This window comes from Alteribacter keqinensis (assembly GCF_003710255.1).
Lineage (GTDB): Bacteria > Bacillota > Bacilli > Bacillales > Salisediminibacteriaceae > Alteribacter > Alteribacter keqinensis.
In genome coordinates this window covers 1,461,941-1,484,758 of sequence record NZ_RHIB01000001.1, presented here as the reverse complement: position 1 = coordinate 1,484,758, position 22,818 = coordinate 1,461,941, and the positions used below count along the sequence as shown (strand labels likewise).

General features: G+C 44.5%; 26 protein-coding genes. 21 read left to right on the top strand and 5 right to left on the bottom strand.

The window, feature by feature from the left end; all coding sequences use genetic code 11:
* Positions 1–28 precede the first annotated feature (28 nt).
* Positions 29–487, top strand: coding sequence for a DUF420 domain-containing protein (locus tag EBO34_RS07245; RefSeq protein WP_122897235.1), 459 nt, complete (start codon positions 29–31; stop codon positions 485–487).
* A gap of 261 nt (positions 488–748) precedes the next feature.
* On the opposite strand, the gene ytvI is transcribed toward EBO34_RS07245, so the two are convergent.
* Positions 749–1,810 (bottom strand): sporulation integral membrane protein YtvI, encoded by a 1,062-nt coding sequence (gene ytvI / locus EBO34_RS07240; protein ID WP_122897234.1) that lies wholly within the window; start codon positions 1,808–1,810, stop codon positions 749–751.
* Positions 1,811–1,904: 94 nt separating this feature from the next.
* Between ytvI and EBO34_RS07235 the strand changes: the two genes are divergently transcribed.
* Positions 1,905–2,279 (top strand): Asp23/Gls24 family envelope stress response protein, encoded by a 375-nt coding sequence (locus EBO34_RS07235; RefSeq protein ID WP_122897233.1) that lies wholly within the window; start codon positions 1,905–1,907, stop codon positions 2,277–2,279.
* Between the two features lie 18 nt (positions 2,280–2,297).
* Here the strand turns inward: EBO34_RS07235 and EBO34_RS07230 are convergent, their stop codons facing one another.
* On the bottom strand, positions 2,298–2,654 hold the full coding sequence (locus EBO34_RS07230) for a YugN family protein (RefSeq protein ID WP_122897232.1): 357 nt from the start codon (positions 2,652–2,654) through the stop codon (positions 2,298–2,300).
* A 198-nt stretch (positions 2,655–2,852) separates the two neighbouring features.
* Here EBO34_RS07230 and EBO34_RS07225 point away from each other — a divergent pair, with 198 nt between their 5' ends.
* The 11 genes from EBO34_RS07225 (at position 2,853) to coaD (ending at position 12,904) form a co-directional block, all read left to right on the top strand.
* The gene (locus EBO34_RS07225; protein WP_122897231.1) at positions 2,853–3,281 is read left to right on the top strand and encodes a CBS domain-containing protein; all 429 of its coding nucleotides are present in this window, start codon (positions 2,853–2,855) and stop codon (positions 3,279–3,281) included.
* A gap of 174 nt (positions 3,282–3,455) precedes the next feature.
* Positions 3,456–4,628 carry a CAP domain-containing protein gene (locus EBO34_RS07220; protein WP_122897230.1) on the top strand — a complete coding sequence of 391 codons (1,173 nt, stop codon included), beginning with the start codon at positions 3,456–3,458 and terminating at the stop codon, positions 4,626–4,628.
* 543 nt (positions 4,629–5,171) lie between these two features.
* Positions 5,172–5,600, top strand: a complete 429-nt coding sequence (locus EBO34_RS07215; RefSeq protein WP_183163750.1) for a YlbD family protein — start codon at positions 5,172–5,174, stop codon at positions 5,598–5,600.
* Between the two features lie 14 nt (positions 5,601–5,614).
* The gene (locus EBO34_RS07210; protein WP_122897228.1) at positions 5,615–5,854 is read left to right on the top strand and encodes a YlbE-like family protein; all 240 of its coding nucleotides are present in this window, start codon (positions 5,615–5,617) and stop codon (positions 5,852–5,854) included.
* Positions 5,855–6,278: 424 nt separating this feature from the next.
* Positions 6,279–7,925, top strand: coding sequence for a DNA repair helicase XPB (locus EBO34_RS07205; protein ID WP_122897227.1), 1,647 nt, complete (start codon positions 6,279–6,281; stop codon positions 7,923–7,925).
* A complete protein-coding gene (locus EBO34_RS07200) occupies positions 7,922–9,490 on the top strand; it encodes a hypothetical protein (RefSeq protein WP_122897226.1) in 1,569 nt (522 codons plus the stop codon). The genes EBO34_RS07205 and EBO34_RS07200 overlap by 4 nt, the downstream gene beginning before the upstream one ends.
* Positions 9,487–10,443 carry a UV DNA damage repair endonuclease UvsE gene (gene uvsE, locus EBO34_RS07195; protein WP_122897225.1) on the top strand — a complete coding sequence of 319 codons (957 nt, stop codon included), beginning with the start codon at positions 9,487–9,489 and terminating at the stop codon, positions 10,441–10,443. Before EBO34_RS07200 ends, uvsE begins: the two co-directional genes overlap by 4 nt.
* A gap of 40 nt (positions 10,444–10,483) precedes the next feature.
* Positions 10,484–10,924: a YlbF/YmcA family competence regulator gene (locus EBO34_RS07190; protein WP_122897224.1), complete on the top strand. Its 441-nt coding sequence runs from the start codon at positions 10,484–10,486 to the stop codon at positions 10,922–10,924.
* 82 nt (positions 10,925–11,006) lie between these two features.
* Positions 11,007–11,282, top strand: a complete 276-nt coding sequence (locus tag EBO34_RS07185; protein ID WP_026690020.1) for a YlbG family protein — start codon at positions 11,007–11,009, stop codon at positions 11,280–11,282.
* Positions 11,283–11,856: 574 nt separating this feature from the next.
* Entirely contained in the window at positions 11,857–12,429 is a 573-nt protein-coding gene (gene rsmD / locus EBO34_RS07180; RefSeq protein WP_122897223.1) for a 16S rRNA (guanine(966)-N(2))-methyltransferase RsmD, read from the top strand.
* The gene (gene coaD / locus EBO34_RS07175; protein WP_122897222.1) at positions 12,422–12,904 is read left to right on the top strand and encodes a pantetheine-phosphate adenylyltransferase; all 483 of its coding nucleotides are present in this window, start codon (positions 12,422–12,424) and stop codon (positions 12,902–12,904) included. The genes rsmD and coaD overlap by 8 nt, the downstream gene beginning before the upstream one ends.
* Positions 12,905–12,988: 84 nt before the next feature.
* Here the strand turns inward: coaD and ylbJ are convergent, their stop codons facing one another.
* A complete protein-coding gene (gene ylbJ, locus EBO34_RS07170; RefSeq protein ID WP_429699419.1) occupies positions 12,989–14,218 on the bottom strand; it encodes a sporulation integral membrane protein YlbJ in 1,230 nt (409 codons plus the stop codon).
* Between the two features lie 120 nt (positions 14,219–14,338).
* On the opposite strand from ylbJ, the gene EBO34_RS07165 reads away from it, so the two are divergent.
* Together EBO34_RS07165 and EBO34_RS07160 are read left to right on the top strand one after the other, a co-directional pair.
* A complete protein-coding gene (locus EBO34_RS07165) occupies positions 14,339–15,148 on the top strand; it encodes a patatin-like phospholipase family protein (protein ID WP_122897220.1) in 810 nt (269 codons plus the stop codon).
* Positions 15,120–16,169, top strand: a complete 1,050-nt coding sequence (locus tag EBO34_RS07160) for a SepM family pheromone-processing serine protease (RefSeq protein WP_122897219.1) — start codon at positions 15,120–15,122, stop codon at positions 16,167–16,169. The genes EBO34_RS07165 and EBO34_RS07160 overlap by 29 nt, the downstream gene beginning before the upstream one ends.
* Before the next feature lie 20 nt (positions 16,170–16,189).
* On the opposite strand, the gene EBO34_RS07155 is transcribed toward EBO34_RS07160, so the two are convergent.
* Positions 16,190–17,434, bottom strand: a complete 1,245-nt coding sequence (locus EBO34_RS07155) for a nucleotidyltransferase (protein WP_183163749.1) — start codon at positions 17,432–17,434, stop codon at positions 16,190–16,192.
* Between the two features lie 285 nt (positions 17,435–17,719).
* Here EBO34_RS07155 and EBO34_RS07150 point away from each other — a divergent pair, with 285 nt between their 5' ends.
* From EBO34_RS07150 to EBO34_RS21065, 4 genes are all read left to right on the top strand, one after another.
* A complete protein-coding gene (locus EBO34_RS07150; protein WP_122897217.1) occupies positions 17,720–18,223 on the top strand; it encodes a YceD family protein in 504 nt (167 codons plus the stop codon).
* 49 nt (positions 18,224–18,272) lie between these two features.
* On the top strand, positions 18,273–18,446 hold the full coding sequence (rpmF, locus tag EBO34_RS07145; protein ID WP_026690012.1) for a 50S ribosomal protein L32: 174 nt from the start codon (positions 18,273–18,275) through the stop codon (positions 18,444–18,446).
* Positions 18,447–18,661: 215 nt separating this feature from the next.
* Positions 18,662–19,411: an enoyl-CoA hydratase/isomerase family protein gene (locus tag EBO34_RS07140; protein WP_249414063.1), complete on the top strand. Its 750-nt coding sequence runs from the start codon at positions 18,662–18,664 to the stop codon at positions 19,409–19,411.
* Between the two features lie 725 nt (positions 19,412–20,136).
* Positions 20,137–20,697, top strand: coding sequence for an RsfA family transcriptional regulator (locus tag EBO34_RS21065; RefSeq protein ID WP_122897215.1), 561 nt, complete (start codon positions 20,137–20,139; stop codon positions 20,695–20,697).
* Positions 20,698–20,786: 89 nt separating this feature from the next.
* Here EBO34_RS21065 and EBO34_RS07130 read toward each other — a convergent pair whose 3' ends face one another.
* Positions 20,787–21,269, bottom strand: coding sequence for an N-acetyltransferase (locus EBO34_RS07130; RefSeq protein ID WP_122897214.1), 483 nt, complete (start codon positions 21,267–21,269; stop codon positions 20,787–20,789).
* Positions 21,270–21,466: 197 nt separating this feature from the next.
* Between EBO34_RS07130 and EBO34_RS07125 the strand changes: the two genes are divergently transcribed.
* Positions 21,467–22,378 (top strand): 2-dehydropantoate 2-reductase, encoded by a 912-nt coding sequence (locus tag EBO34_RS07125; RefSeq protein WP_122897213.1) that lies wholly within the window; start codon positions 21,467–21,469, stop codon positions 22,376–22,378.
* Positions 22,368–22,751, top strand: coding sequence for a DUF3397 domain-containing protein (locus tag EBO34_RS07120; protein ID WP_249414025.1), 384 nt, complete (start codon positions 22,368–22,370; stop codon positions 22,749–22,751). Before EBO34_RS07125 ends, EBO34_RS07120 begins: the two co-directional genes overlap by 11 nt.
* The last annotated feature ends 67 nt before the right edge of the window (positions 22,752–22,818 follow it).

Genomic DNA, 22,818 nt, shown 5'->3' with positions numbered 1-22,818 from the left:
ATTGAAGAATGAGAAGGGTGGGTAAACGGTGGATACCTTTTTACCTTTTGTAAGTACAATCTTTATTGCAGCAAGTGCATTGTTTGTTGCCATGGGCTGGTATCTTGTAGCCAAGCGTAAAATTGAAGCACATAAAAAGGCCATGTTCTGGGCGGCTGTATTAGCTGTTGTTTTCTTTATAACGTACTTGTCCAAAACATTCTTTATCGGCAGCACCGCTTTCGGCGGACCTGACGATATCCGGATCTATTATACAATCTTTCTCCTGTTCCACATTGTCCTTGCAACTGTAGCTGCAGCAATGGGAATCTGGACGCTTGTTACAGGCTATAAAAACAAGATCAGTGTCCACAGACGTCTTGGTCCTGTGACATCCGTTGTCTGGTTTATCTCGGCAAGCTCCGGTGTAATGGTGTATCTGCTTCTTTACGTTATTTTCCCGCCTGGTGAAACTACCAATGTGTGGCGCGCTATTCTGGGCATTTAATAAAAACCGGCAGTTCCTTAGGGGACTGCCGGTTTTTTTGGCAGGCTTTGTTAAACACGGTGGTGATTTAGGCTGATTACACTCCCTTTCCGCGGGGTAACACCGGCTCCAAACCAAGGAGGAGTGGCGATATCTGACGTATTCCTTTAAATGCCTCAAAACTCTGCATAGAAGCACCAAAGTTTACATTCAAAATACAATTAAAGCGATGCGTACTAAAAAACCGTTCGTTTCCTTCCCGGCAGGAAGGGGCGAACGGTTTTACACTTTGAAATTAAATTTTATGATCCCGGCTTCTTTAGCACTCGTAAACAGAATAACGACAAGTGGACCGAGAATAAAACCAAGGATTCCAATAAGCTGAAGTCCGATATAGAGGGAAATCAGGGTCGCAAGGGGAGAAAGCCCGATATGATGTCCCATAACCTTAGGTTCCACTGTACGCCTGATAATCAGGAGTACGGCGGCCAGAATAAGCAGCTTAACTGCTAGAACAGTATTTCCTGCAATTAAGTGATACAAGGCCCATGGAGCAAGTACTGCAATCGATCCGATAATCGGGATAAAATCAATGATCCAGATGATGATGGACATGATTAAGGCAACTTCAGGTGCTATAAACAGAAGCCCGATAAAGGTGACAATAAAGATAATGATACTAACCAGAAACTGTGCCTTGAAAAAGCCGAAGATGACATAGGATAGACGGGAACTCATAAAGCGGACTTTTTCCTGCGTCTTTTCAGTCATATAGGAGAACATTTTTTTCTTAAGACGCGGCAGTTCCAGTAAAAACAAGTAAAGCGCAATTAAATATACGATCAGTGAAACAAGGTATGACGGTATTTTAATCACAAAATTGGTTACATGATTCACAAAGTTGATATCTTCAAAATACGTCCGAAAGTTCCCGAGCGTATAGGTAACCTGTCTGTCAAGCTCCCTTACAAGGTCCGGGGATATTTCACCAAGCTGTTCGTTCAGGTTATCCAGAAAGCCGTTCCATGCAAAGGCTATCTCATTGACCGTATGGGGAAGACTTTCAACAAACTGGTTCACCTGGGTAACGGCCTTTGTTGTTAGGATGTATGTGGACAAACTGATAATACATAAAAATATCATAAAGACCGCAAACACAGATATACTACGCTTCAGGCGGGTCCGGGTACTTAAAGCGGTGACGGCCGGTGTTAAAAACAGAGCCGTTACAAGCGCTAGGATCAGAGGTATTGATACCGGCATAATGAAGTAGAAAAAAAGGGCTGCAACCAGTATTCCGATACCAATGTAAACGTACTTTTTATAGTTTTTCAGTGTCACCAGTAAACCCCTTTCCGGCTCTTAACTCTCTACCTCATTATAGACTGAAAGCCTGGTCATTGACAGTCGTAATTCAAAAACAGGAAGGAGTGTTTTCATGAAAAAAAACGTGCATATCCTCTCGCACGAAAAGTCTAAAGGAGATGTATCCATTTCCATTAAAGCTCTCAGACAGTACGTGTACCATCTTTTTAAGGAATGGACATCCACAAACCCTTTTTTACGATTAGTGAATGAGGACCAGAGGTTAAAAGATTCCTTATCATCGGTTAAACTCCGGTTTTGCGGCGGTGAAGAAAAAGAAAAGCTTTCGATCACTCTGGAGGTCGTCATCGAAGACGGCTATCCCATCCATTCAGTGTGTCGAAAGCTCCAGGTATACATGGCAGATCACTTATACGACATGACTTCTGTAGCTGTACAGGAAGTCAATGTACGTGTTGTGTCCTGCAACGTACGTAATGTTCGGTAACGGCTTGTTTTATGTACCTTAGTTTACTTCTTCCGCGAGCTGTTTTTGAACACCTGCAATTTTCTTTTTGCACTTTTCTACGATATGCTTTGGAAACTCTTCGTTATCATACTCAACACCGTGTGGATAGTAGTGCTTGCCAAGGAATGTCTTCATAATCTTCACAATGCTGTGAGGCTGAGGAATTTCACCTTCAATGGCATAACCCTGAACACGGAAATAGTATACGTCATCGCGCACTTGATCAACAATCTTATAATCAAAGGTAACACGCTCATAATCCCAAACGTGCGTAAAACCTAATCGGTCCATAACGTTTTCCAGTGCCTGAAATTCAATTTCAAGGCCTTCCAGTTCATGTGCTTCAAATTTCATCTGTTTTACCTCCCAAAAGCGGTCTCAAGTTCATTCCTTATAATCATATTACGAATTGGCGCCGGATGCAACGAAACGTTCCTGTTTTTAATGTATAATTCACTGATTTGACACGGTTTACTACCTTTTTATAAATAAATTCAGCTTTCATGGTTAAAGTAACGGTGTATGACATTTTGATCATGGAGGGTAAAAGGTATGAAAAGCTTAAGAGACGTTATGACAGCGGAAGTGGAATGTTGCAAACCGGACGATAATCTTTACACGGCAGCAACGAAAATGAAGAACCTTGATGTTGGGGCTATCCCGGTGTGCGAAGGTGATCATCTCCTAGGCATGGTTACAGACCGTGACATTGTATTACGTGGTGTAGCGGAAAAACGTCCGAACTCCTGCGAAGTAAAAGAAGTGATGAGTGAACACCTCATTACAGCTGATTCAGGTATGATTGTTGATCAGGCGGCTCAGATGATGGCTGAAAAACAGATCCGCCGCCTTCCGATTGTTGACGGACAAAAGCTGGTTGGTATCGTGTCGCTCGGAGACCTGGCTACCCACACGTCAACGACTGACGAAGCAAGCTTTGCACTGAATGAAATTTCTGAGCGACCGGAAGCTCATCATTAAAATCAGTCTGTCCAAAAAAGAGGTTCCTTTTAGGGAGCCTCTTTTTTTGCCGGCTGATTTAAACAGACAGTTGCCAAAATGTATAATTTTTTGTAAGGTTTACGTTTGAGGCAGGATTTAACTGGAAACAAAAAGAAGTGAGCTAACGTAAGGGGTCATCAGAGAGGAGTAACTATGCGGATTATATTGAAACTGGTTTTTATTGTATTCGGACTTGGACTTATTGCATTTATGTTATTTCTGGATGAACAAACCGAAGAATACTTAATTGAAGAAATGCCCACGGTAGGTGATGATACGCCTTCCTATATCGAAGAGAATGCACCTGAAGAAGAGGTGCCTGAAAATAACTCCGAAGCTGTTGAAGAGGAGCTTCACGAAGAAGATGCTGAAGAAGAGCAGATTGAATCTGAGGAAGTGACAGCCGACCGTCATGGGGAGCCAGACGAAGAACAATCCCGGAATGGGGTGACGCTGGGGGAGCCTTTTTATGATTTGATTGGTGAAAATACCGATGTACTTGTTAATCAATACGGTGAACCCGACCGTACTGAGCCTTCCCAATATGGTTATAATTGGTATGTATGGAATGAAAGTGACCGGTATGTGCAGGCAGGAGTGGAAGAAGGGCGTATCGTTACGATTTATACGAACGTACCAAACGACCAGACTGCTCCGTTTAATCTTGGAGATTCCTATGACCGGCTTGAAGAAGAGTGGACGTTTGAAAGGGAAGCAGCTGTTTCCGGCGACTTTCAATTTACGCTCTCACCACGGGAGATTCAGTCACACCCACTCGTTGAAATTGATGGCGTCTGGGTTCAGCTGTATTTTGACACCTTTGAAGAGGAACTCTCTTCAATCCGTTTTATTGAAGCGGAAACACTGGTGAAGCAGCAGCCCTATTCCCTTACTTACAGAGGGTCTCTTCCCGAGAAACCAGCTCTTAGTGAAGAGGAATGGGAGAAGGTTGAAGAAGGAATGGCCAGACAGATTTTTGATCTGACCAACAATTTCAGGGAAAAACACAGCCTGCCTCCCCTCGATTGGGATGAAGACACGTCACTTGTTGCTTATGGGCACAGTAAGGACATGCGGGATAATGGCTACTTTTCCCACCAGTCACCAACACGGGGAGATCTTGGCGAACGCCTTACAAACGGGGGTGTTCAGTATCAGCGGGCAGCTGAAAATATTGCTGCAAGATATGTTGATGCAGCTTCTGCTATGGAAGGCTGGCTGAACAGTGAAGGACACCGGGTAAACCTGATGAATGAAGACCTTTCCCACCTCGGAGTCGGCGTGCACCGCGACTTTTACACACAGAACTTTATGACACCTTGGTAAATTGATGAACCAGAAGACACTTCAGATCATTCCTCGAAGTGTCTTCTTTTTGATTGATGAACAAAAGCTCACTTCGGATAAGCAGCAACCAGATGCCTGAGAGCTCTTTGTTCCAGGAATTCAGGTTGGTACACTTAAGAATTTGCTATGTTAAACTCGGGTGTTGATTTGTGTATATCGCACTCCATTTCTCCTGGAGCGGCGGTGACCCCCTCGTGCTCCGTGAGGGCACTGAAAAAGTCAAGTGATCTCATTAATTCAGGCTCTGTTGTTGAACAGCAACCGCTACTCAAAGCGATTTTTAATTAGCTTTATTTGTATGCTGTTTTAAAGAGCATTTTTGTTTTAAAAGACGTGATTGGAGCGAATATGCGACACTCCTCCGGGAAAAGCCCACTCCGGAGTCTCAGCCTGCCAACTTGATCCCTAAGTCGTGTATTCTACAATGTTCTTTAACACAGTCAAAAAAATAGGCTCACATTCTCATAGGAGTTTTACTACTATAGTAATAAGGAACAGGAATTTGCTTAGGAGGTGAGTGCGTTGGGAAAGTCATTGCATCCTGATGTTTTGAAATTTAAAGCGTTTGTTAAAGAAAACCCACACGTGCTGCGGGATGTGAAAGCAAAGGAAAAAGCACTTCAGGACCTTTATGAAGAATGGGTGTTATTCGGAGAAGACGACCCGGTTTGGGAAGAGTATAAGACCGGATCTGTTACCGGGACCAAAACGACTCAAACTCCAGAGGAGGAGTCTGAAGAAGGTTCAGCTTCACCAAAGTCAGCAGCAACCGCTGCCGGTATTCTGTCAATGATTAAATCAATGAATATGAATGATCTGCAAATTCAGCTTACACAATTTAACGGTGCCCTTACATCCATCCAGCAGCTCTTATCCACATTCAGGCCCGATTCATCCGGACCTTCCAATACGAATACCTCATCGTCCCCGTTTTCTTATAAAGAAGATTAAAAGGAGGCGTGGAAATGAGAACAGAAGTCATCCAGCATATCAGGACCCAGCCCGAACTATGGAAGTACTTGAGAATGCACCCGGAATGGTACAGGAAATTAGGGAGAAATCCTGGTTTATTAAGTGAGATGGAAAAAGAAGCAAAGGTATTCTACGGAAAAACCTTTCCACAGAGAATGGACCGTATTCAAAACAATGTCAATCTGGCAGCTATGCTGTTTGATATGGTGAGACAAATGGGACAGCAGCAGTAGGAATTTAACGTAAATGCAATTCGGGGAGATGAGGGGGGGGTCTCCCTTTTTTAATTAAAAAGATTTGGAATACTTTAAAATGGAAAAGATTTTTCTGCTTGCTGTTTGTTGGTCGGCACAACTCGGAACGATCTTTATTTGGGGATTTATGTTAAGGATTTATGTTAATAATTAAGGTACAAATATTAAGGATTGGAAATTTTATATTAAGAATTCCAGATTTCCTTCCGGATATGTGGGAATTTAAACTCTTTTTAACCCCCTATACCAGCCGACAGAAGGCCCGCACTTTATAATATCTCCTTAACTATTTGACCCCGCACAAACAATACTTCCACCACATACAAGAACTTTGTCACTGTATAAAAATCGGACCAATCACAGACATTAACAGATAGAAGTCACGACAAGCAGGGTGATAGAAATGAATCCGGAAAGGCCCCTTTTAGTACAAGCTGACAGGATGATCTATGTTCAGACAAACCACAGAGAATACAAAATCATTCATCCTGTCATTCAGGAAATTGCTGATCTTATAAAAACACCTTCAGCTATTCATGTTTACCGGATGAGTGAATATTCTATCTGGTATGCCTGCGAGCAGGGAATTACCTATGAAGAACTGGCTTCTTTTTTAACTGATTTCTCCAAGGTGAATCCCCCACATGCGCTTTTGGACTGGATAAAAGAGCAGTGTGAACGTTTTAACCTTTTGGAAATAATTAAAGGAAAAAAAGGTAAGCTGTACATCGTTTCAAAGAAAAAGGGATTACTTATTTCTTTGTTCTGTGAAAAAGAAGAGGTTCTTATCACAAAAGACGGTTACGAAGCCATGGCCATCCGGCCTGCTGACAGAAGCAGAATAAAACAGACACTTATGGACGCAGGATACCCGGTCAGAGATTCCGGAGGATACGAAGAAGGCACGGAAGCTTCCATCAGCCTTAAGCCGGAAGTTATGTTAAGACCCTATCAGAGAGAAGCCTGTGAATCCCTGATAAAGAGAAGGCATCTGGACGGGGGGAACGGGGTGATCGTTCTTCCATGCGGTGCCGGAAAAACGATCGTCGGTTTAGCAATCATGGCAGAGATCAAACAGGAAGTCCTTGTATTAACACCTAATGATACATCTCTCAGGCAGTGGGAGAGGGAAATTAAAAACAAAACGACAGTAAAGGAAGGGTCAGTCGGCATATACAGACCGGGGCAGCAGACGATGTTCCCGATTACCATTACAACGTATCAGATGCTGACCCACAGGAAATCGAAGAACGGCAGCTTTTCTCATCTTCCCCTCTTTCAGAATCGCAGGTGGGGACTGATTATTTATGATGAAGTCCACCTGCTTCCGGCACCACTGTTTCGCTTTGCGGCTCTTCTGCACAGCACAAGGCGGGTGGGGCTGACGGCAACGTGTGTACGTGAGGATAAAAAAGAAAAAGATATTTTCAGTCTCATCGGCCCGAAACGGTATGAGGCAGGGATTCAGATGCTTGAACAAAATCATTGGATTGCAAAGCCTGTATGTAAAGAAATAAGAGTACAGTTCAGTGAAGAAGACGCAGTGGCACACTGGTATAAAAGTAAGCGTGAACAGTTCCGTCATGCGAGTGAAAACCTGAAGAAACTTGACGTTCTGGAAACACTTCTTGAAAGACATCAGGGAGAAAAAATAATCGTTATCGGGAGCTATCTCAACCAGCTCAAACAGGTGAGAGAGCGTACAGGCTTTCCTCTTATTACAGGGGAGACGCCTAAAGAAGAACGGGAACGGCTGTTTCAGGCTTTCAGGGATTCAAAAGTCACAACGCTTATTCTGAGCAAAGTAGCCAACCTTGCACTCGATTTGCCCGATGCCCAGGTTGGGATTCAGCTCTCCGGGGCGTACGGGTCCCGTCAGGAAGAAGCACAGCGTATCGGCAGACTTTTGCGGCTGTCTGACAAAGGCAGGAGTGTAACGTTTTACTCCTTGGTCACCGCGGGCACAAAGGAAGAGGAAAGGGCAGGAAACCGGCAGCTTTTTATGATCGAGCAAGGCTATGAGTATGAATCAGAGGAGTGGACATCGTGAAACTCGCTACAATACTTTCATTAACCGGGAATGAAAAAATAGAATCTGTTGAAAAAGAGAGGAAACACCGAGGCATTCCCCCCCTTCAAGATGTATCACACGAAAGTGCAGCTGCTGTGATGGCTAAGCTCAGTGTTCGCGAGAAAAATGTTCTTGCACACCTGTTAAAAAAAGACCTCGGTGATGCAGGTGCGAGCGCGAAACGTGAATCCTACCTTGATAAAAGAGCGGGGGAGCGGCTTTCAGCAGCGGGGATTATTTTTCATCTTTCCTATGAAAATCACCACTGCGAGCTCGTCCCGAGAGAATGGAAGAGGGCTTTTTTAAATAAAGAAGGGTCTCTTCCTCCCGGAGAACCGGGGCTCTTTTTCTGGAATACAATGAATGCCCTGAACCGTCTGTATACGCAAAACGTTACGAAAGTGAGAAAGGACCACACGGCAATAGAGAAATGGGTTCTTGCGGCCATGAAACGTCTCGGCTGCATTGATAATAACAGATGGAATGAAGACCTGCTCCTTTCTTTTTTACATAACCGCTTTGATGACGTCATGGAACAAGCCGCTCTTTTTTCATTGAAAACGAAACAAGATAAAATGGATGTCCATGCATTTATTCACGGCACTCCCCTTGAATGTGAGGAAGACGATGACCTAATTTCCTACGGTGTCATGATTCCGGGGGACGGGCGCGTTTTGTCCGGCTGTGGTCTGGAATTGATTGATCTTTATGATCAACAGTACATTATGGATCTTGGGAACTTTGAAATGATTATACCTTCCGGGGTTAATCCCGGGGTTATCTGGCATCTTCTCAGGTGGGGGAGTCTGCAAGTAAATCCTGAAGTGTTTTCATCAGGGGGAGCCCATGTTATTTTTACCAAAGAAAGTGTTCAGGCAGGTCCTGAGGTGGAAACGTTCTTTGAAAAATTCAGAGGGGTTTTTATTGACCCGAAGCGTTATGAGCAGCAGTTTGCACGTTGGATCAACGAGAAAACGCCTGTGAAGGAAAAGGGACTCTTTCATTGTTTCCATATCCAGGACATCCATGCTGCGGAGACATGTACGTCTCTGCTTGATAAAAAGGAAGTTGATTATTTTTCCCTCCAGGATCATTTGTTTGTTTCTCAGCAGGACGGGCGTAAAGCAGCAGGATTTCTGAAAAAAGCAGGACTGCTCAATGAATCAAAGACCGTTCCAAAGGTACAGAAAAAAGAGGCCGGAAGCAAAAGATGGACTGTGCAGGAATCAGGCGGTCACAGGCATCCATATAAAGAAGATATCGGGCAGCTGCCGAGGCAGTGGTTTTCTCTTTTAGGCTATGATAAAACAATGCTCTTACGTTTGTTGCGACAGGCACTTATCATGGAAGCGGCTGTGCTGATTGAAGATCCGGCAGGCCGGCAATCGGTCATTGAAATTGAATCGATCCATGCTCTTGGTGAAGGAAGGCCATACTTTCACACACTTGATGAGAAGAAGATCCAGATCGATTCAATTGAACGAATTGCCTTTATCCACCCTGATCAACTTGGAGATAATCTTTCAGAGGAGGAAGCTACATGATTGTCAGGTTCGGATACGTTGCAATGAGTATGTCTCTTACAAATGCTTCCCCTTCCCATACGATGACGGCCGCCCAGTTTGAGAAGCTGGATAACCGGAATGCTGCTATCCGTAAGCTTGAGAGAATTTCGATTAAAAATATTGAGAACTGCAAAAGGCTCATTAAACATAACGCAGCCCATGATATCGCTTTATTTCGTCTATCATCCCGACTCGTTCCTCTGGCAGGACACCCTCTGACTGAAGGGTGGAAGTGGGATAGGGCGATTCGCCCTGCACTGGCGGAGCTGGGAGAGCTGATTACGAGGCACAGGATCCGTACAGGGTTTCACCCGGATCATTACACAGTCCTTAATACGACCGACGATGATGTGTTCAAGCGCTCACTTCAGGTTCTTATGTATCACTACCGTCTTTTAAAAGGGATGAATCAAGCCCCCCGTCACAGGTGTGTGCTTCATATTGGCGGGAAGAAACAAGGAGTGGAAAAAGGACTTGAAACGTTTATTGAACGGTTTCAGGACATACCGGTAACCCTTAGTGAGATGCTGATCCTTGAAAATGACGATACGAATTATACGGTAGAGCATGCCCTCTATCTCGGGGAGAAGCTTGGAATACCGGTTGTGTTCGATCTTCACCATCATGATGTAAACGGAGGGACGCCGGTTGAAACGTTTTGGGACCGGGTTGCCGGCACGTGGGACGGAAGTGATCTCCCAGTTAAGATACACATATCCAGTCCAAGAGAGCATCCCATGGACAAAAGTCACGCAGATTATATTAATGTAAACAGAATCTGGTCTTTCCTGCAGGAAATCAACGGGAGTGTGGACGTTTTGGATGTGATGATTGAAGCAAAGAAAAAGGATGAAGCCCTGTTCAGGCTTATGAGTGAGATCAAGGGATATCCGGGTGTGAAGATGGCGAACCAATCAAGTATTGAAATGTAACACCCGGAACGTGCTATAATGGTAACGGAGGTGTTTTACTATGATTACTACAGCAACAAGTGCAGACGTCCTCCATTCTGCTTACGATCTCGGAGACTTTGTTACTTCATCAGAAGTGTACGTTGATTATATAGATGCAAAAAAACGGATGGATAAGGATAAAGAGGCGGCACGCCTCGTCAGTGAATTCCTGAAACTTAAGGAAGATTACGACGAAGTCCAGCGTTTTGGGAAGTACCACCCTGACTACAAACGGGTGACAAAAGAAGTCCGGGAAGCTAAGCGAATGGTGGATCTGCATGATTCGATTGCAGAATATAAAAAAGCGGAAAAAGAGCTTGAAAGTATGCTCCGCGACGTAAGTCTGATTATCGCTGATACGGTATCCAAAAGCGTGAAGGTGCCTACAGGAAATCCGTTCTTTGACCAGGACGGGTGCAGTGGCGGATGTGGTTCCGGAGGCAGCTGCGGCTGCTCCTGATCCCACCGGGAACGCTTGCCACCTTTTAGGAGTAGTGCTACACTTACGTTAACATATACAGGAAAAGGGGACGGGGAAGAGCGTGATTGGAAATCGTGTCGGACTGGCTGTCTGGATTCAGTCGCTGAAGCACGTGAAACAGCTGCGGCGATTTGGAAACATTCATTACGTTTCAAGAAAAATGAAATACGTTGTGCTGTATTGCGACGGGGAAAAAGTGGAACAGACGATGGAAAAGCTGGAATCCTACCACTTTGTCAAACGTGTCTCCATGTCCATGCGCCCCTGGCTCAACACGGAATTTCAAAATTCCAAGCCTGACAAAGCAAAAGAGTATGACTATAAAATGGGATTATAAACCTTCGCCTTTGGGCGGAGGTTTTTTAATTGCGTATTCAATTCCGCAAGCGGGCTCTCCTTTAAGAGCCATTTTTCCGGCAATGCTAGGAATCAGCTTTCCTTATAGCTGTAATCCGATAGATTGTTGCTATTTCCCTTCCTTTAACGCGGAAAGGGAGTATATTCCGTTCAATGAAGCTGAGTTTGAATTCTTTTTCAGAGTAGCCTGCATTATAGAATTAATAACAAAAAAATCCCGCAGAAGCAACCTTCTGCGGGTACCCTATAATAAGCACCCGGCCGTAAAGCCGGTTCACACTTACCAGGGCAATGGGAGAGGAGAAACCGGAGGAAGAACTTATGGGGAAACGTAAGTCTTCTCCGCGGTTGTCAGCAACATTGGTATCATGTTGCTATCCTTATTATGGTCAAGTACCCAATCTTTATACACGTAAATTAACATAGATTGACAAATGCTGTATCAGGAAATTTTTGCTTCAACCTGTTTTGTGCTACGATAAAAGCACGAATAATGGAGACGGAAGAAAAACATTCCGTCGCCTGAACAAGAATCAAGACAGAGGAGCAGGAACATGAGAGTGATCAGCGGTAAAAATAAAGGTGTGTCTTTAAAAGCCGTACCTGGTGATTCGACACGGCCGACAACAGATAAAGTAAAAGAATCCATATTTAATATGATCGGACCCTATTTTGAAGGGGGAACGGTTCTCGATCTCTATGGCGGAGCAGGAGGGCTTGGCATCGAAGCCCTGAGCCGTGGAGTTGAGAAAGCAGTGTTTGTCGACAGAGACTTTAAGGCGATTCAGAGCATACGCGCCAACATCGCTGCCTGCGGGCTGAAGTCCCGGACTGAAGTTTATAAAAATGATGCCAGACGTGCCCTTCAGGCTCTTGTAAAGCGGGAAAAACAATTCACGTTTATCTTCCTCGACCCGCCTTATGCAAAACAGCAGATCCCTGAAGAACTCAGCTTTATCTCAAACAATGACCTTCTTGAAGAGAATGGGAAGATCATTGCAGAGCACGATGTAAGGGTTAGCCTGGATGATACATACGAAACACTTGTGAAAGTACGAGAGGAGAAATACGGTGACACAGTGATATCCATTTACATGCACGGGAAGGGAGAAAAAGAAGATGAGTAAAATTGCAATCTGCCCCGGAAGCTTTGATCCTGTTACAGTGGGGCATCTCGATATTGTAACGAGAGGCGCCAAAATTTTTGATAAAGTAATCATTGCAGTTTTAAATAACCGCAGTAAAAAGCCCCTGTTCTCTGTGGAGGAGCGGGTAAAGCTGATCAAGGAAACAACTTCTCACCTTGAAAATGTAGAAGTGGACAGTTTTGATGGTCTTCTTATCGAATATGCGAGGCAAAAAAAAGCGAGTGCGATTATTAAAGGACTTCGTGCTGTTTCTGATTTTGAGTATGAGCTTCAGATGGCTTCAATCAATCGCAAGCTTGATGAAGAGATCGAAACGTTTTTTATGATGACCAATCATCATTATTCCTATCTCAGTTCAAGTATTGTAAAAGAACTGGCTAAGTATGATGCAGATGTGAGCGATCTTGTTCCTGAACAGGTGCAGACTGCCCTGCGTGAAAAACTGAACAGCTGAAAAAAGAGAGAGTGACTCGTAAGGTATAAGGCCACCTTGAATCACTCTCTCTTTTTCATTGTTAAGCTGTGAGAGCTATGGAAGTTACATAATACTCTTCGTTTCCTTTAGGGCCCGCCCTGCTTTAAGAAGTACAAACAGGAGGAGACCACCCAGCGTAACCAGACCGCCGAAATGAGTGAGCCATTCATATACAGAAATGAAAAATGTGTTCACGTGCTCAGTATTTACGGGAGCAAATACCTCTGTTGCTGTGCGGCCTGTGCCGTTTGGATATAAAGGTTCGAATAAAAAGGCTGCCAGAACCATAGCCAGAAACCCGTGAAGGACACGAGCAAAAAAGAACGGTTTAAACCGGATGTCTGTTTCAGCAAGGATACTTGCAACCTGAGCTTGAACACTGAAACCGTTAAAGCCAAGAATAAAGCTTGTGATGAGCACCTGGTGATACAAAGAGGTGCCGGCAGCGACACTGGCCATCTGGCTGCCAAGCGTAATTTCAAACAGCCCGGAGATCAGAGCAGGACTTAATTCGTTGGGAATATGAAGGATAGTAAGTATAATAGTAATCAATATCGCTAACATTTCAGAAACGTGCATAACCGTAAGCAGACGATTCAATACTGAGAATAAAATGATAAACCCGCCAATCATTAACAATGTTGTGACCGCAGATGAAACGGCATCACCCATCATCTTTCCAAGAGGCCGCGTATCTTTCCTTCTCTCTTGGTGCATCAGCCTGAAGGCGTGCCGGAGTGAGAAGCGGGGTGTGGTCTGTTTGGATTCTTTCTCCTCATCCGTACCGTAAAATCGCATAGCAAGTCCTACGAAAAGGTTGCCTCCGTAGTGACAGACGGCGAGGAGGAAACCAAGTGCAGGGTTATGGAAAAAACCTACGGCGATGGCTCCGAAAATAAAGATGGGGTTGGAAGCATTGGAAAATGAAACGAGTCGTTCAGCCTGGATTCTGGTGATTTTTTTATCTTTGCGAAGACGTGCCGTAAGCTTTGCCCCGGCGGGAAAACCCGAAGCCATCCCCATGCTCCACACAAAACCGCCCACACCGGGAACTCTGAATAACGGCCGCATCACAGGCTCAAACAAAGCACCGACAAAGGTAACGACACCAAAGCTGATAAGAAATTCACTCATAATAAAAAAAGGAAGCAGGGAAGGAAAGACCACCTCCCACCACATGTTCAAGCCGCGTATGGAGGCTTCATAGGCATCTTTTGGAAACAATATAAAAGAGACAGCCAGAAACGTGGCCGTACCTCCAAGAACCATTGTTTTAAACGATGAGGCTGTCAAAAGATCAGGCCTCCTCTCAGGCAGAATCATCATAAACTTGTCCTCGGTTAAATATACGTTTACTGAGTGCGTTTAGACCTTAAACGTCACATACGACCGGGACGGAACAGGGGGAAAGACATGAACCCGAAGATTGGTTTGGCTCTTGGCTCAGGCGGGTCGAGGGGGTTTGCCCATATTGGTGTATTAAAGGTACTTATGCGGGAAGGCATCCAGGTTGACTACATCGCCGGCAGCAGTATGGGAGCCCTCGTCGGTGCCCTGTTCGGAGCAGGCCATACACCTGAGACGATGGAAAAAATGGCAATGCAGTTCAGACGGAAGTATTTCCTTGATTTTACTGTGCCGAAAATGGGCTTTATTAAAGGGGAAAAAGCAAAAAGCATCATCAAAATGCTCGTTAAGCAGAAAAAGATAGAAGAGCTCTCCCCTGAAATGGCGATTGTAGCAACGGATCTCAAAAAAGGGGAAAAAGTTGTTTTTAAGGACGGGGATGTCACCCAGGCTGTCCGTGCAAGTATTGCTATACCCGGCATCCTCGTACCTGAACGGATCGGCGGTCGGCTGTTTGTTGACGGGGGTGTGATTGACAGGGTCCCTGTCAGTGTTGTGAAGAGCATGGGAGCTGACATGGTCATTGCCGTGGATGTGTCGTATTTTAATACGGAACCCGAGATCACTTCCATTTACGATGTGATTATCCAGAGTATGGACATCATGGAAAAAGAAATGGTAAGATATCGGGAAATAGAGTCGGATCTGATGATCAGGCCCATCTTCAGACACATTAAAGCAACACAGTTTACAGATGTGGAAGAAATTATCCTGCAGGGTGAAAAAGAGATGGAAAAAAACCTCGATGTTTTTAAAGAGAGAATAGCCGCATGGAAGGAGAAACATCATGAGAGAGACGAGAGGGAAAACGATTAAAGGGTCGGTTTTCCGGTGGACGATCTTTATACTGGTGCTTTTGTTCGTGAATTTTTATCAGCTTCCCTATTACTTCAGCATTCCGGGAGATGCAAAAGTTCTCAGTGAAGTGATTGAAGTAGAGGAAGGGTATGATTATGAAGGAACACTGAGCCTTACCACTGTGAGGATGGGAAGGGCGAATACGATAAATTATGTATGGTCCCTGTTATCTGATGATCGTGATCTGATCGCAGAGAACCTGATCCGCCCTGAAGGTGAGTCAGATGAAGAGTATCATCAACGTCAGCTTGTGATGATGACAAGTTCTCAGGATGTGGCTGTTTTAATTGCCTACAATGAGGCTGGAAAAGAAGCCTACTTTGAAAACTACGGTGTTCTTATTACAAGCTTCGTAGAAGGAATGGATGCCGAGAGAAAACTGGAAGTTGGTGACCGGATCGTCGAAGTGAACGGAACAGAAACATTGAAGGCAGAAGATCTTCTGGAAGAACTGGGGTCAGTTGATATCGGAGACGAAGTTGATCTTGTGATCGAACGGGAAGAAGAAAGACAGGACGTAACCTTAACCGTAGAAAAGTTCCCGGAAGAGCTTGATCCGACAGGGGAGCGGGGAGGGATCGGAATTGCACATCCCGTAACGGACCGTGAACTGGTGAGAAATCCGGATGTGTCAATCGATACTGCACAGATCGGGGGGCCGTCTGCAGGTCTGATGTTTGCTCTTGAGATATATAATCAGCTGGTGGAAGAGGACATTACAAAAGGAAACCAGATTGCCGGCACAGGATCCCTCAGTGAAGAAGGAGAAGTGGGACGTATTGGCGGTGTCAAGCAAAAAGTGATTGCAGCAGACCGTGCAGGTGCGAAAGTGTTTTTTGCTCCCAATGAAAACGGACTGGAAGGGTCAAATTACGATATTGCACTGGAAACAGCAGAATCGATCGGTACCGACATGGAGGTAATTGGAGTTGATTCGTTTGAAGAAGCCCTGGAATACCTGGAGCAGGAACTTGGATAAAAAAACGAAGGAGCCTTTCCTTAAATGGAGGCTTCTTCGTTTTTATTTACCCGAATTGGATGAGCTGTATATTCCCTTACAGGTGAACCGGTGCCCCTGAGAACAAGGGGGAGATAGTGGACAGTCGCAGCCTGAATATCTTTTTCCAGGGCAGGGATGCTGTCACCTTTACTGGCATTGGAAATAAGGGGAACGTCAATATCCTTTTTTATCCCATTCAGATAATTCCTGCCGTTCTCACTCATCCCGAGAACCCGGATGTAGTCAGGTCTGAGAGGATGAACAAGCTCTCCGGCCTGCTTTTTTGTGGTTCCGAGAAGAAGATGAACCAAAGAGCGTTGCAGCCTCGTTCGTGTGTAGCGTTTCGTTTTTACATAATCCATAAACGATTCAAAGTCACCGGCTTTCGTAACGGCTTTTTTAAACCGGTATTCAAGCCCTTCCTCCATTTCATAAATCAATCCGAGCTCTTTTGGTGACTTAGTAATGAGCTGATGCTGGATGTAAGGGAAATAATCGTTCCACTGATGCCACTGGCCGTGAGTTTTGTAAAATTCCTTAAGGACGTCAAATGTTGTTTCCGGTACGAATGGACGGACATCATCAAGGGAATACTCCTCCGAAAGGAGCCTGTTTCTAATGGAAGTGGCACTGGCAATAGCACTGTCCCCCGGTTCCGGGTCGTGATAGCCGGCTTTTTCACGCGTGATGGTATAAGGCGTGATAGAGCTCTCCAGATCTTTAACCGCCTCGCAGTACTGGATTCCGAGAATATTGTTGGGTGCGCTCAAATCGACCCCGTTAAAGGCAGGGGGCTTGATTTCACTGTAGGCTGCACTCGACGCTCTCGGGTAGCTAAAGCCCTTTTGTAAATAGAGGTGAAGATATTTTTCATAGGACGCCTTATTCTGCTCCATAAACCTGATTGTTTCCTGAAACCGGTCAATGCTGCCGTCTTCACTGCCAAAGGCAACGGTATCAACTTTGAGCTGATCGAGAGCCGCCACTGCACCTCTGGCAAAGAGGCTTGCATGCTGGACCGCATAAAGGTAAGGAAGCTCAATAACAATATCACAGCCTCCGAAAAGAGCCATCTTCGTCCGTGCCCATTTATCGACAAGGGCCGGTTCACCACGCTGAAGAAACGATCCGCTCATCACCGCGATGACCGCGTCCGCGTTTGTTACTCTTTTGGATTCAGTAAGGTGATACAAGTGTCCATTATGAAAAGGGTTATATTCAACAACAAGTCCGACTGTTTTCAAAGGAAGTACCTCCTGAATGTTGGGATAAGTGTAAGGATAACCGAAACAGAACGGCGTTTCATGTTAAAACTTGTCTATTTATAAGGATAAGCAAAAAACAGGCTGGTTTAAACCGTTTTTTTACGGGGAAGGTGAAATACTGTGGTCAATCGTTTTATTTTGATTAAATATTTGCTATGATGGGATTTCGTAAATGATAAAAAATCAGTACGATGTAAAGAAGTTACCTTGACAAACGATTTTTGCAAGGATATAATAACATTTGTTGTCTTGAGGTGAAAAAGAATGAAATGGTCGGTTCAACAGTTGTTATCCTATAAGGAAAAAGGATTACACATCGACGAATCGGTTGATGTTTCGGATGTAAAAACGACAGATCGTGAAATCCGGGAAATCACCCCGGTTCACGTGAAAGGCGAAGCCGTCTTTGCCCGGGATTCTGTGACGTTTCGTCTGCAGATTGACGGGTCAATGACACTTCCGTGTGCAAGGACTTTGAATGATGTTGAGTATCCTTTCTCAATCGAAGCCAACGAGATTTTCAAGTTGGAAGAATGGGCCACCTTCGAAGAGGAAGATGACGTTCATGAGTTGGAAGATAACACGGTAGATTTATTGCCTTACGTAAAAGAACGTATTTTGCTTGAAAAGCCGATGCAGGTTTTCAGTGAAGCTAAGGAAGGCCCGGCACCTGCCGAAGGGAAAGACTGGGAAATGGTCTCTTCCGAGGAACAGGCAAAAAAGGTCGATCCAAGGCTGAAAGACCTGGAGAAGTTTTTCGACAAGTAACCAAGTTTGTGCTTTATCTATTGAACGAATATTCAAGGAGGTGTCAGTCATGGCAGTACCTTTTCGCAGAACGAGTAAAACCCGTAAAAACAAGCGTCGTACGCACATCAAATTGAGCGTACCTGGCATGGTAAATTGTCCGGAGTGCGGTGAAGCTAAGCTTTCCCATCGTGTATGTAAAGCTTGCGGATCCTACAAAGGAAAAGACGTTGTAAACAAATAATGGTCGTAATTGACGCAGGGAGGATGCCATTTCCTCCCTGCCTTTTTTTATCACGGGACGTATGGAGTAGTGATTTCTAATCCAAATGTTGATGAAAGTGAAGGATTACAGACTTCACTCCCAAAGTTAAAATTATGCTCATCCCTGATCAGAGGGTCAGACCCTCTGATCAGGGATGAGCATAATCAATGCAGGGGGGCGGTATTTTGAAAAAGGTGATTTTGTCTTATGAGAAGAATGGTATTTCAAAGATTACCCTAAACAGACCTGAAGTCAAAAATGCGGTCGATTTTGACGTCATGAACGAACTTAATGCGATTTTTGATAAGCTGGAAGAGGATAAGGGCACGAGAATTCTCGTTTTCACAGGAAAAGGGAGTGCTTTCTGTTCCGGAGGGGACCTCGGTAAATTTCATTCCCTGAAAACGGAGGATGAAGCTCTCGGAATGCTTGTACCTATGAGCCGTCTTCTAAAAAGAATTGCTGCACTGCCGTATCTCACTGTTGCTTACATAAACGGTCATGCTGTCGGCGGCGGGTGCGAACTTGCTGCAGCGTGTGACTTCAGAGTGGCGGATCCTGGAGCAAAAACAGGCTTTATACAAGGAAGACTCCAGATTACAACCGGCTGGGGAGGAGCGAGTCTTCTTAAAGAAAAGGTTCCTTATCTGCAGGCTTTGACGCTGCTTACGACAGCCCGCCTTTTTACAGCAGAAGAGGGACTGAATATGGGCTGGATTCAGGCGGTTTTGAATAGTGAGAGTGAACTTATGGAATGGCTCAGCAAGTGGAATGGGGTTTCTGGAAGTGTTCTCGGATCATATAAAGATGCTGTGAGAACAGAAAAAGAAAGAGATACATTATTTAACGATATCGATAAAGAAGTAAAGGCTTGTGCAAAACTGTGGGCAAAAGACGAACACCACGATGCTGTTAACGCCTTTCTATCGAAAACAGACCGGTAAGGGAAGAGGCCACTGAAAAAATACAAAACAACTTTTTCAGTGGCTTTTATTTGAGTTGCAATGGCTCCGTTCGTTTGCGCGCCTGTTACGAGAAGCCCACACATAACAGGCTTTTTAAACATGCAACCGCTACGCTCATTGCTTAGAAGGCACTGGAAAAAGTTTAAAACCGAACTTAAGCGTTACTGGTAGAGGAAGAAGCAGGAATAAACCTCCTGGAGGCTCACCGGCGCCTCCGCGGAAAGGTAGCCAAAGGAGCGAAAATCAACATCTGCCTTTAACAGAGCCTATTTTAAAAAAATGGACATTTTCAGTGTCCTCGCTCTAGCTTGAGGAGGCTTGCCGGCACACCGATACTGCCTTTATTTCCTGTAATCTATAGAAAGGGAAATTAGCAACAATCCAGGTGCGAGACTCCTGCAAAAGTGTAAGACAGACGACACCCTGCAGTGACGAGCTTTACTTCATGTAGAAGAAGGTTTGATGGAATGGCTCGGGACGAGTCCGAGTATCTTCCCTTCAACGAAGCATAAATTGATGAAGCCCTCAAGAATTATTATCAAAGTTCACCTATTATGTTATGTACTTCCTCCCCGCAGCCGGCCTTTTTGTATACTCACCGATAATCGGTGAATACTGAAAATAAGAGAAAAGAGTCTATCTCTTCTATCATCTGCATATAGTTAGGATGAACGATTGAGAAGAGTAAAGGAGGGGTCGGACGATTGGTACGCCAGGATGCTTGGAACAGCGATGAAGACTTAACATTGGCAGAGGTGGTTTTGCGTCACATAAGGGAAGGCAGCACCCAGCTCGCGGCTTTTGAGGAAGTTGGTCATAAGCTTTCGAGAACCCCGGCTGCGTGCGGTTTCCGGTGGAATTCAGCGATCAGGAAAAAATACGATACAGCAATCCAGCTTGCTAAGAAACAAAGAAAAACGATGAAAGTGAAAAACAGTGAACCTGGAGTGCGGTTCGCAGAGGCGACGGAAAACCGGACTGAAGCGGACAACGGGGCTTCGAAAAGTGTTGTAGAAGCTTTTGATGAAGTGATCACGTTTTTGCACGAACAGAAAAAATGCATTGAAACGAATGGCGGGGTTTCTGAACCAGAGGAATTTATGGAAGCCATTGAAGCGTTAAAGCAGGAAAATGCAGTGCTCAGTCAGGAGCTCGCAAAAATGAAAGACGATTATGAACTCATTAAAAATGATTATCAGCTGATGATTAACGTAGTGGAGCGTGCAGCGAAGCGAAACAAAACGACCGCTTCGTCTCCGTCTTAAGTCCACTAAAAAAGAACGGTCAGGTATTTCGCACCTTACCGTTCTTTTTTGATGAATTTTCATTTAAGCGTTTTCAGAAAGCTTCCGTGTTATTCCGGCTTTTGTTCTTTTACCCCTTGCGGAAACCAAACGTATGGGTTCTCGCCCCGGTCACGGTCTGTATCGTAGGTGAGAGGCTCAAAGCCCATTCTTTCCCAGAAAGTGTCGGAACGCTGGCGTGCATTTGTTTTTAAAGGAAGGCCGAGTGATTTTGCGTAGTCAACAAGCTGTTTACCGAAACCGCGGCCTTTATACGGCTCCAGAACTTCCAGCTTCCACAGCTCGAAGTATTCCTGAGGCGGCTCAAAGTACCGGTCATATTTTGCATCTACTTTATAAAGACTCATTCTTCCTACGAGCTTATCCCCGTAATAGACACCATAGAAAGGTGACTCACTGTCGTTATCAATGATGTTTCCCTGCAGATCCTCTTTCATAGACAACTCCTGCAAGCCATACTCACGAAAGTTCTCGAATTCCTCCAGGGTTTTAAAGTTTATACGTAAGCGCTTAACTTCTTGAATATCAACCATAGCTGTCCCTCCAACATATCGATTACTTTATATTCTACTATAATGTCGACTGAATAATCTATATATTTTTATAACTTTCATGAAATCTTTAGCGAGAAAAAGGTAAAAACGTGCACAGATGGAATTTATGATAAAATCAATGGAGTAAAAGTCCCGGATGAAAATTAAAAGGTTCCGGTGCAGTGGAGGTGTGCGGTATGAAGGTTGCGGTTATCGGGGCTGGGGCTGTCGGAATGCTCTTGTCTGCCTTTGCCCTGAAAGCAGGAATTAAAGTCAGTCTTTTTACAAAACGTGAGGAGCAGTCCATACGGCTCAATCATAGCGGGCTGACTCTTATACAAAGTAATCAGGACAACCCTGAAACACTCTCAAGAGGTCTGTCGGCTCAACCGATATCATCTTGGACAACGGAAGGGCTTGACGCAGTGATTGTTTCTGTTAAACAGCTGCACCTGGATGAAGTTCTCGGTATTCTTTCAAAGAAGAGAATAAAGGTACCGGTTATTTTTGCCCTCAACGGGATGGGTCATATGGAAAAAGCACAGGTTTCTTTAAAGGATGCACCCCTCTATGGAAGTGTACTTACACACGGCGCAAAAAGATCGACTGATTATGAAGGCGTCATTCATACGGGAAAAGGCACGTGGAAGGCAGGTTCCTGGAGAGGGGAAAGTGAAACTGTAGAATTTTTGATGAAAAAACTTCAGGAAGCAGGTTTTTTTAGCTCCTGTGAAGAAAACATTGAAAAATTAATGGAGGAAAAGCTTGCAGTAAATGCAGTCATTAACCCTCTCACTGCCCTTTATCAGGTTAAAAACGGAGCTCTCCTGGATAATCCATTATTCAAGGAAAATGCCCGTGCTGTATTTAAAGAAATAACCAAAGTGATCCCATTCAAGTGGGAGACGGTGGAGCGGGTAATCGTAAATACAAGAAAAAATCATTCATCCATGCACGAGGATATTCGTCTCGGCCGCGAGACGGAAGTTGATGCTATTACCGGTTACCTCCTGTCATTAGCGGAAAAAAGACAAGTCACAATGCCCTTGGTGTCTTTTCTTCATCATTCAATAAAAGGGGTTGAAAGGAGTTATGACGATGATCGGTAATTTATTGGCAGGGTTCATAGCTACATTGATTACTGTGCCGCTGATCGGCCTTTATCTTGTCTATCTTATCAGTGTTAAAGTAACGCGTAATAAAGTCTTTGCTCTTAAAGTTGCTGTAGATGTCAGCCTGATCTTTTTTGTTCTTTCTGTGCACTTCTTTATCTTGGAAATCTGGGGTATTTCTTTAATCGGATACGTTCTTGCACTGCTCTTTCTTACTGCCATCGGGTTTACCATTGCCCACTGGCGGATGTATACGGATGTTCAGTTTATAAGAATAATGAAAGGTGTCTGGCGTTTTCAGTTTGTTCTCTTCTTCGTTCTTCATTTCGTGCTTATGTTTGTAGGTTTTACTGCGAAAATGTATGCGTAGCCCACCGGAGACTGTTTCTTTGGTGATCTTTTTAAATTTTGCTATAATAAGAGTCGTTATATCTGAA

Bases quoted from the DNA above. Each gene is read 5' to 3' on its own strand.
- EBO34_RS07235 (WP_122897233.1), top strand. From the start codon at position 1,905: ATGAAAAAAAACGTGCATATCCTCTCGCACGAAAAGTCTAAAGGAGAT.
- EBO34_RS07230 (WP_122897232.1), bottom strand. From the start codon at position 2,654: ATGAAATTTGAAGCACATGAACTGGAAGGCCTTGAAATTGAATTTCAG.
- EBO34_RS07225 (WP_122897231.1), top strand. From the start codon at position 2,853: ATGAAAAGCTTAAGAGACGTTATGACAGCGGAAGTGGAATGTTGCAAA.
- EBO34_RS07220 (WP_122897230.1), top strand. From the start codon at position 3,456: ATGCGGATTATATTGAAACTGGTTTTTATTGTATTCGGACTTGGACTT.
- EBO34_RS07210 (WP_122897228.1), top strand. From the start codon at position 5,615: ATGAGAACAGAAGTCATCCAGCATATCAGGACCCAGCCCGAACTATGG.
- EBO34_RS07205 (WP_122897227.1), top strand. From the start codon at position 6,279: ATGAATCCGGAAAGGCCCCTTTTAGTACAAGCTGACAGGATGATCTAT.
- uvsE (WP_122897225.1), top strand. From the start codon at position 9,487: ATGATTGTCAGGTTCGGATACGTTGCAATGAGTATGTCTCTTACAAAT.
- EBO34_RS07190 (WP_122897224.1), top strand. From the start codon at position 10,484: ATGATTACTACAGCAACAAGTGCAGACGTCCTCCATTCTGCTTACGAT.
- rsmD (WP_122897223.1), top strand. From the start codon at position 11,857: ATGAGAGTGATCAGCGGTAAAAATAAAGGTGTGTCTTTAAAAGCCGTA.
- coaD (WP_122897222.1), top strand. From the start codon at position 12,422: ATGAGTAAAATTGCAATCTGCCCCGGAAGCTTTGATCCTGTTACAGTG.
- EBO34_RS07165 (WP_122897220.1), top strand. From the start codon at position 14,339: ATGAACCCGAAGATTGGTTTGGCTCTTGGCTCAGGCGGGTCGAGGGGG.
- EBO34_RS07160 (WP_122897219.1), top strand. From the start codon at position 15,120: ATGAGAGAGACGAGAGGGAAAACGATTAAAGGGTCGGTTTTCCGGTGG.
- EBO34_RS07150 (WP_122897217.1), top strand. From the start codon at position 17,720: ATGAAATGGTCGGTTCAACAGTTGTTATCCTATAAGGAAAAAGGATTA.
- rpmF (WP_026690012.1), top strand. From the start codon at position 18,273: ATGGCAGTACCTTTTCGCAGAACGAGTAAAACCCGTAAAAACAAGCGT.
- EBO34_RS07130 (WP_122897214.1), bottom strand. From the start codon at position 21,269: ATGGTTGATATTCAAGAAGTTAAGCGCTTACGTATAAACTTTAAAACC.
- EBO34_RS07125 (WP_122897213.1), top strand. From the start codon at position 21,467: ATGAAGGTTGCGGTTATCGGGGCTGGGGCTGTCGGAATGCTCTTGTCT.
- EBO34_RS07120 (WP_249414025.1), top strand. From the start codon at position 22,368: ATGATCGGTAATTTATTGGCAGGGTTCATAGCTACATTGATTACTGTG.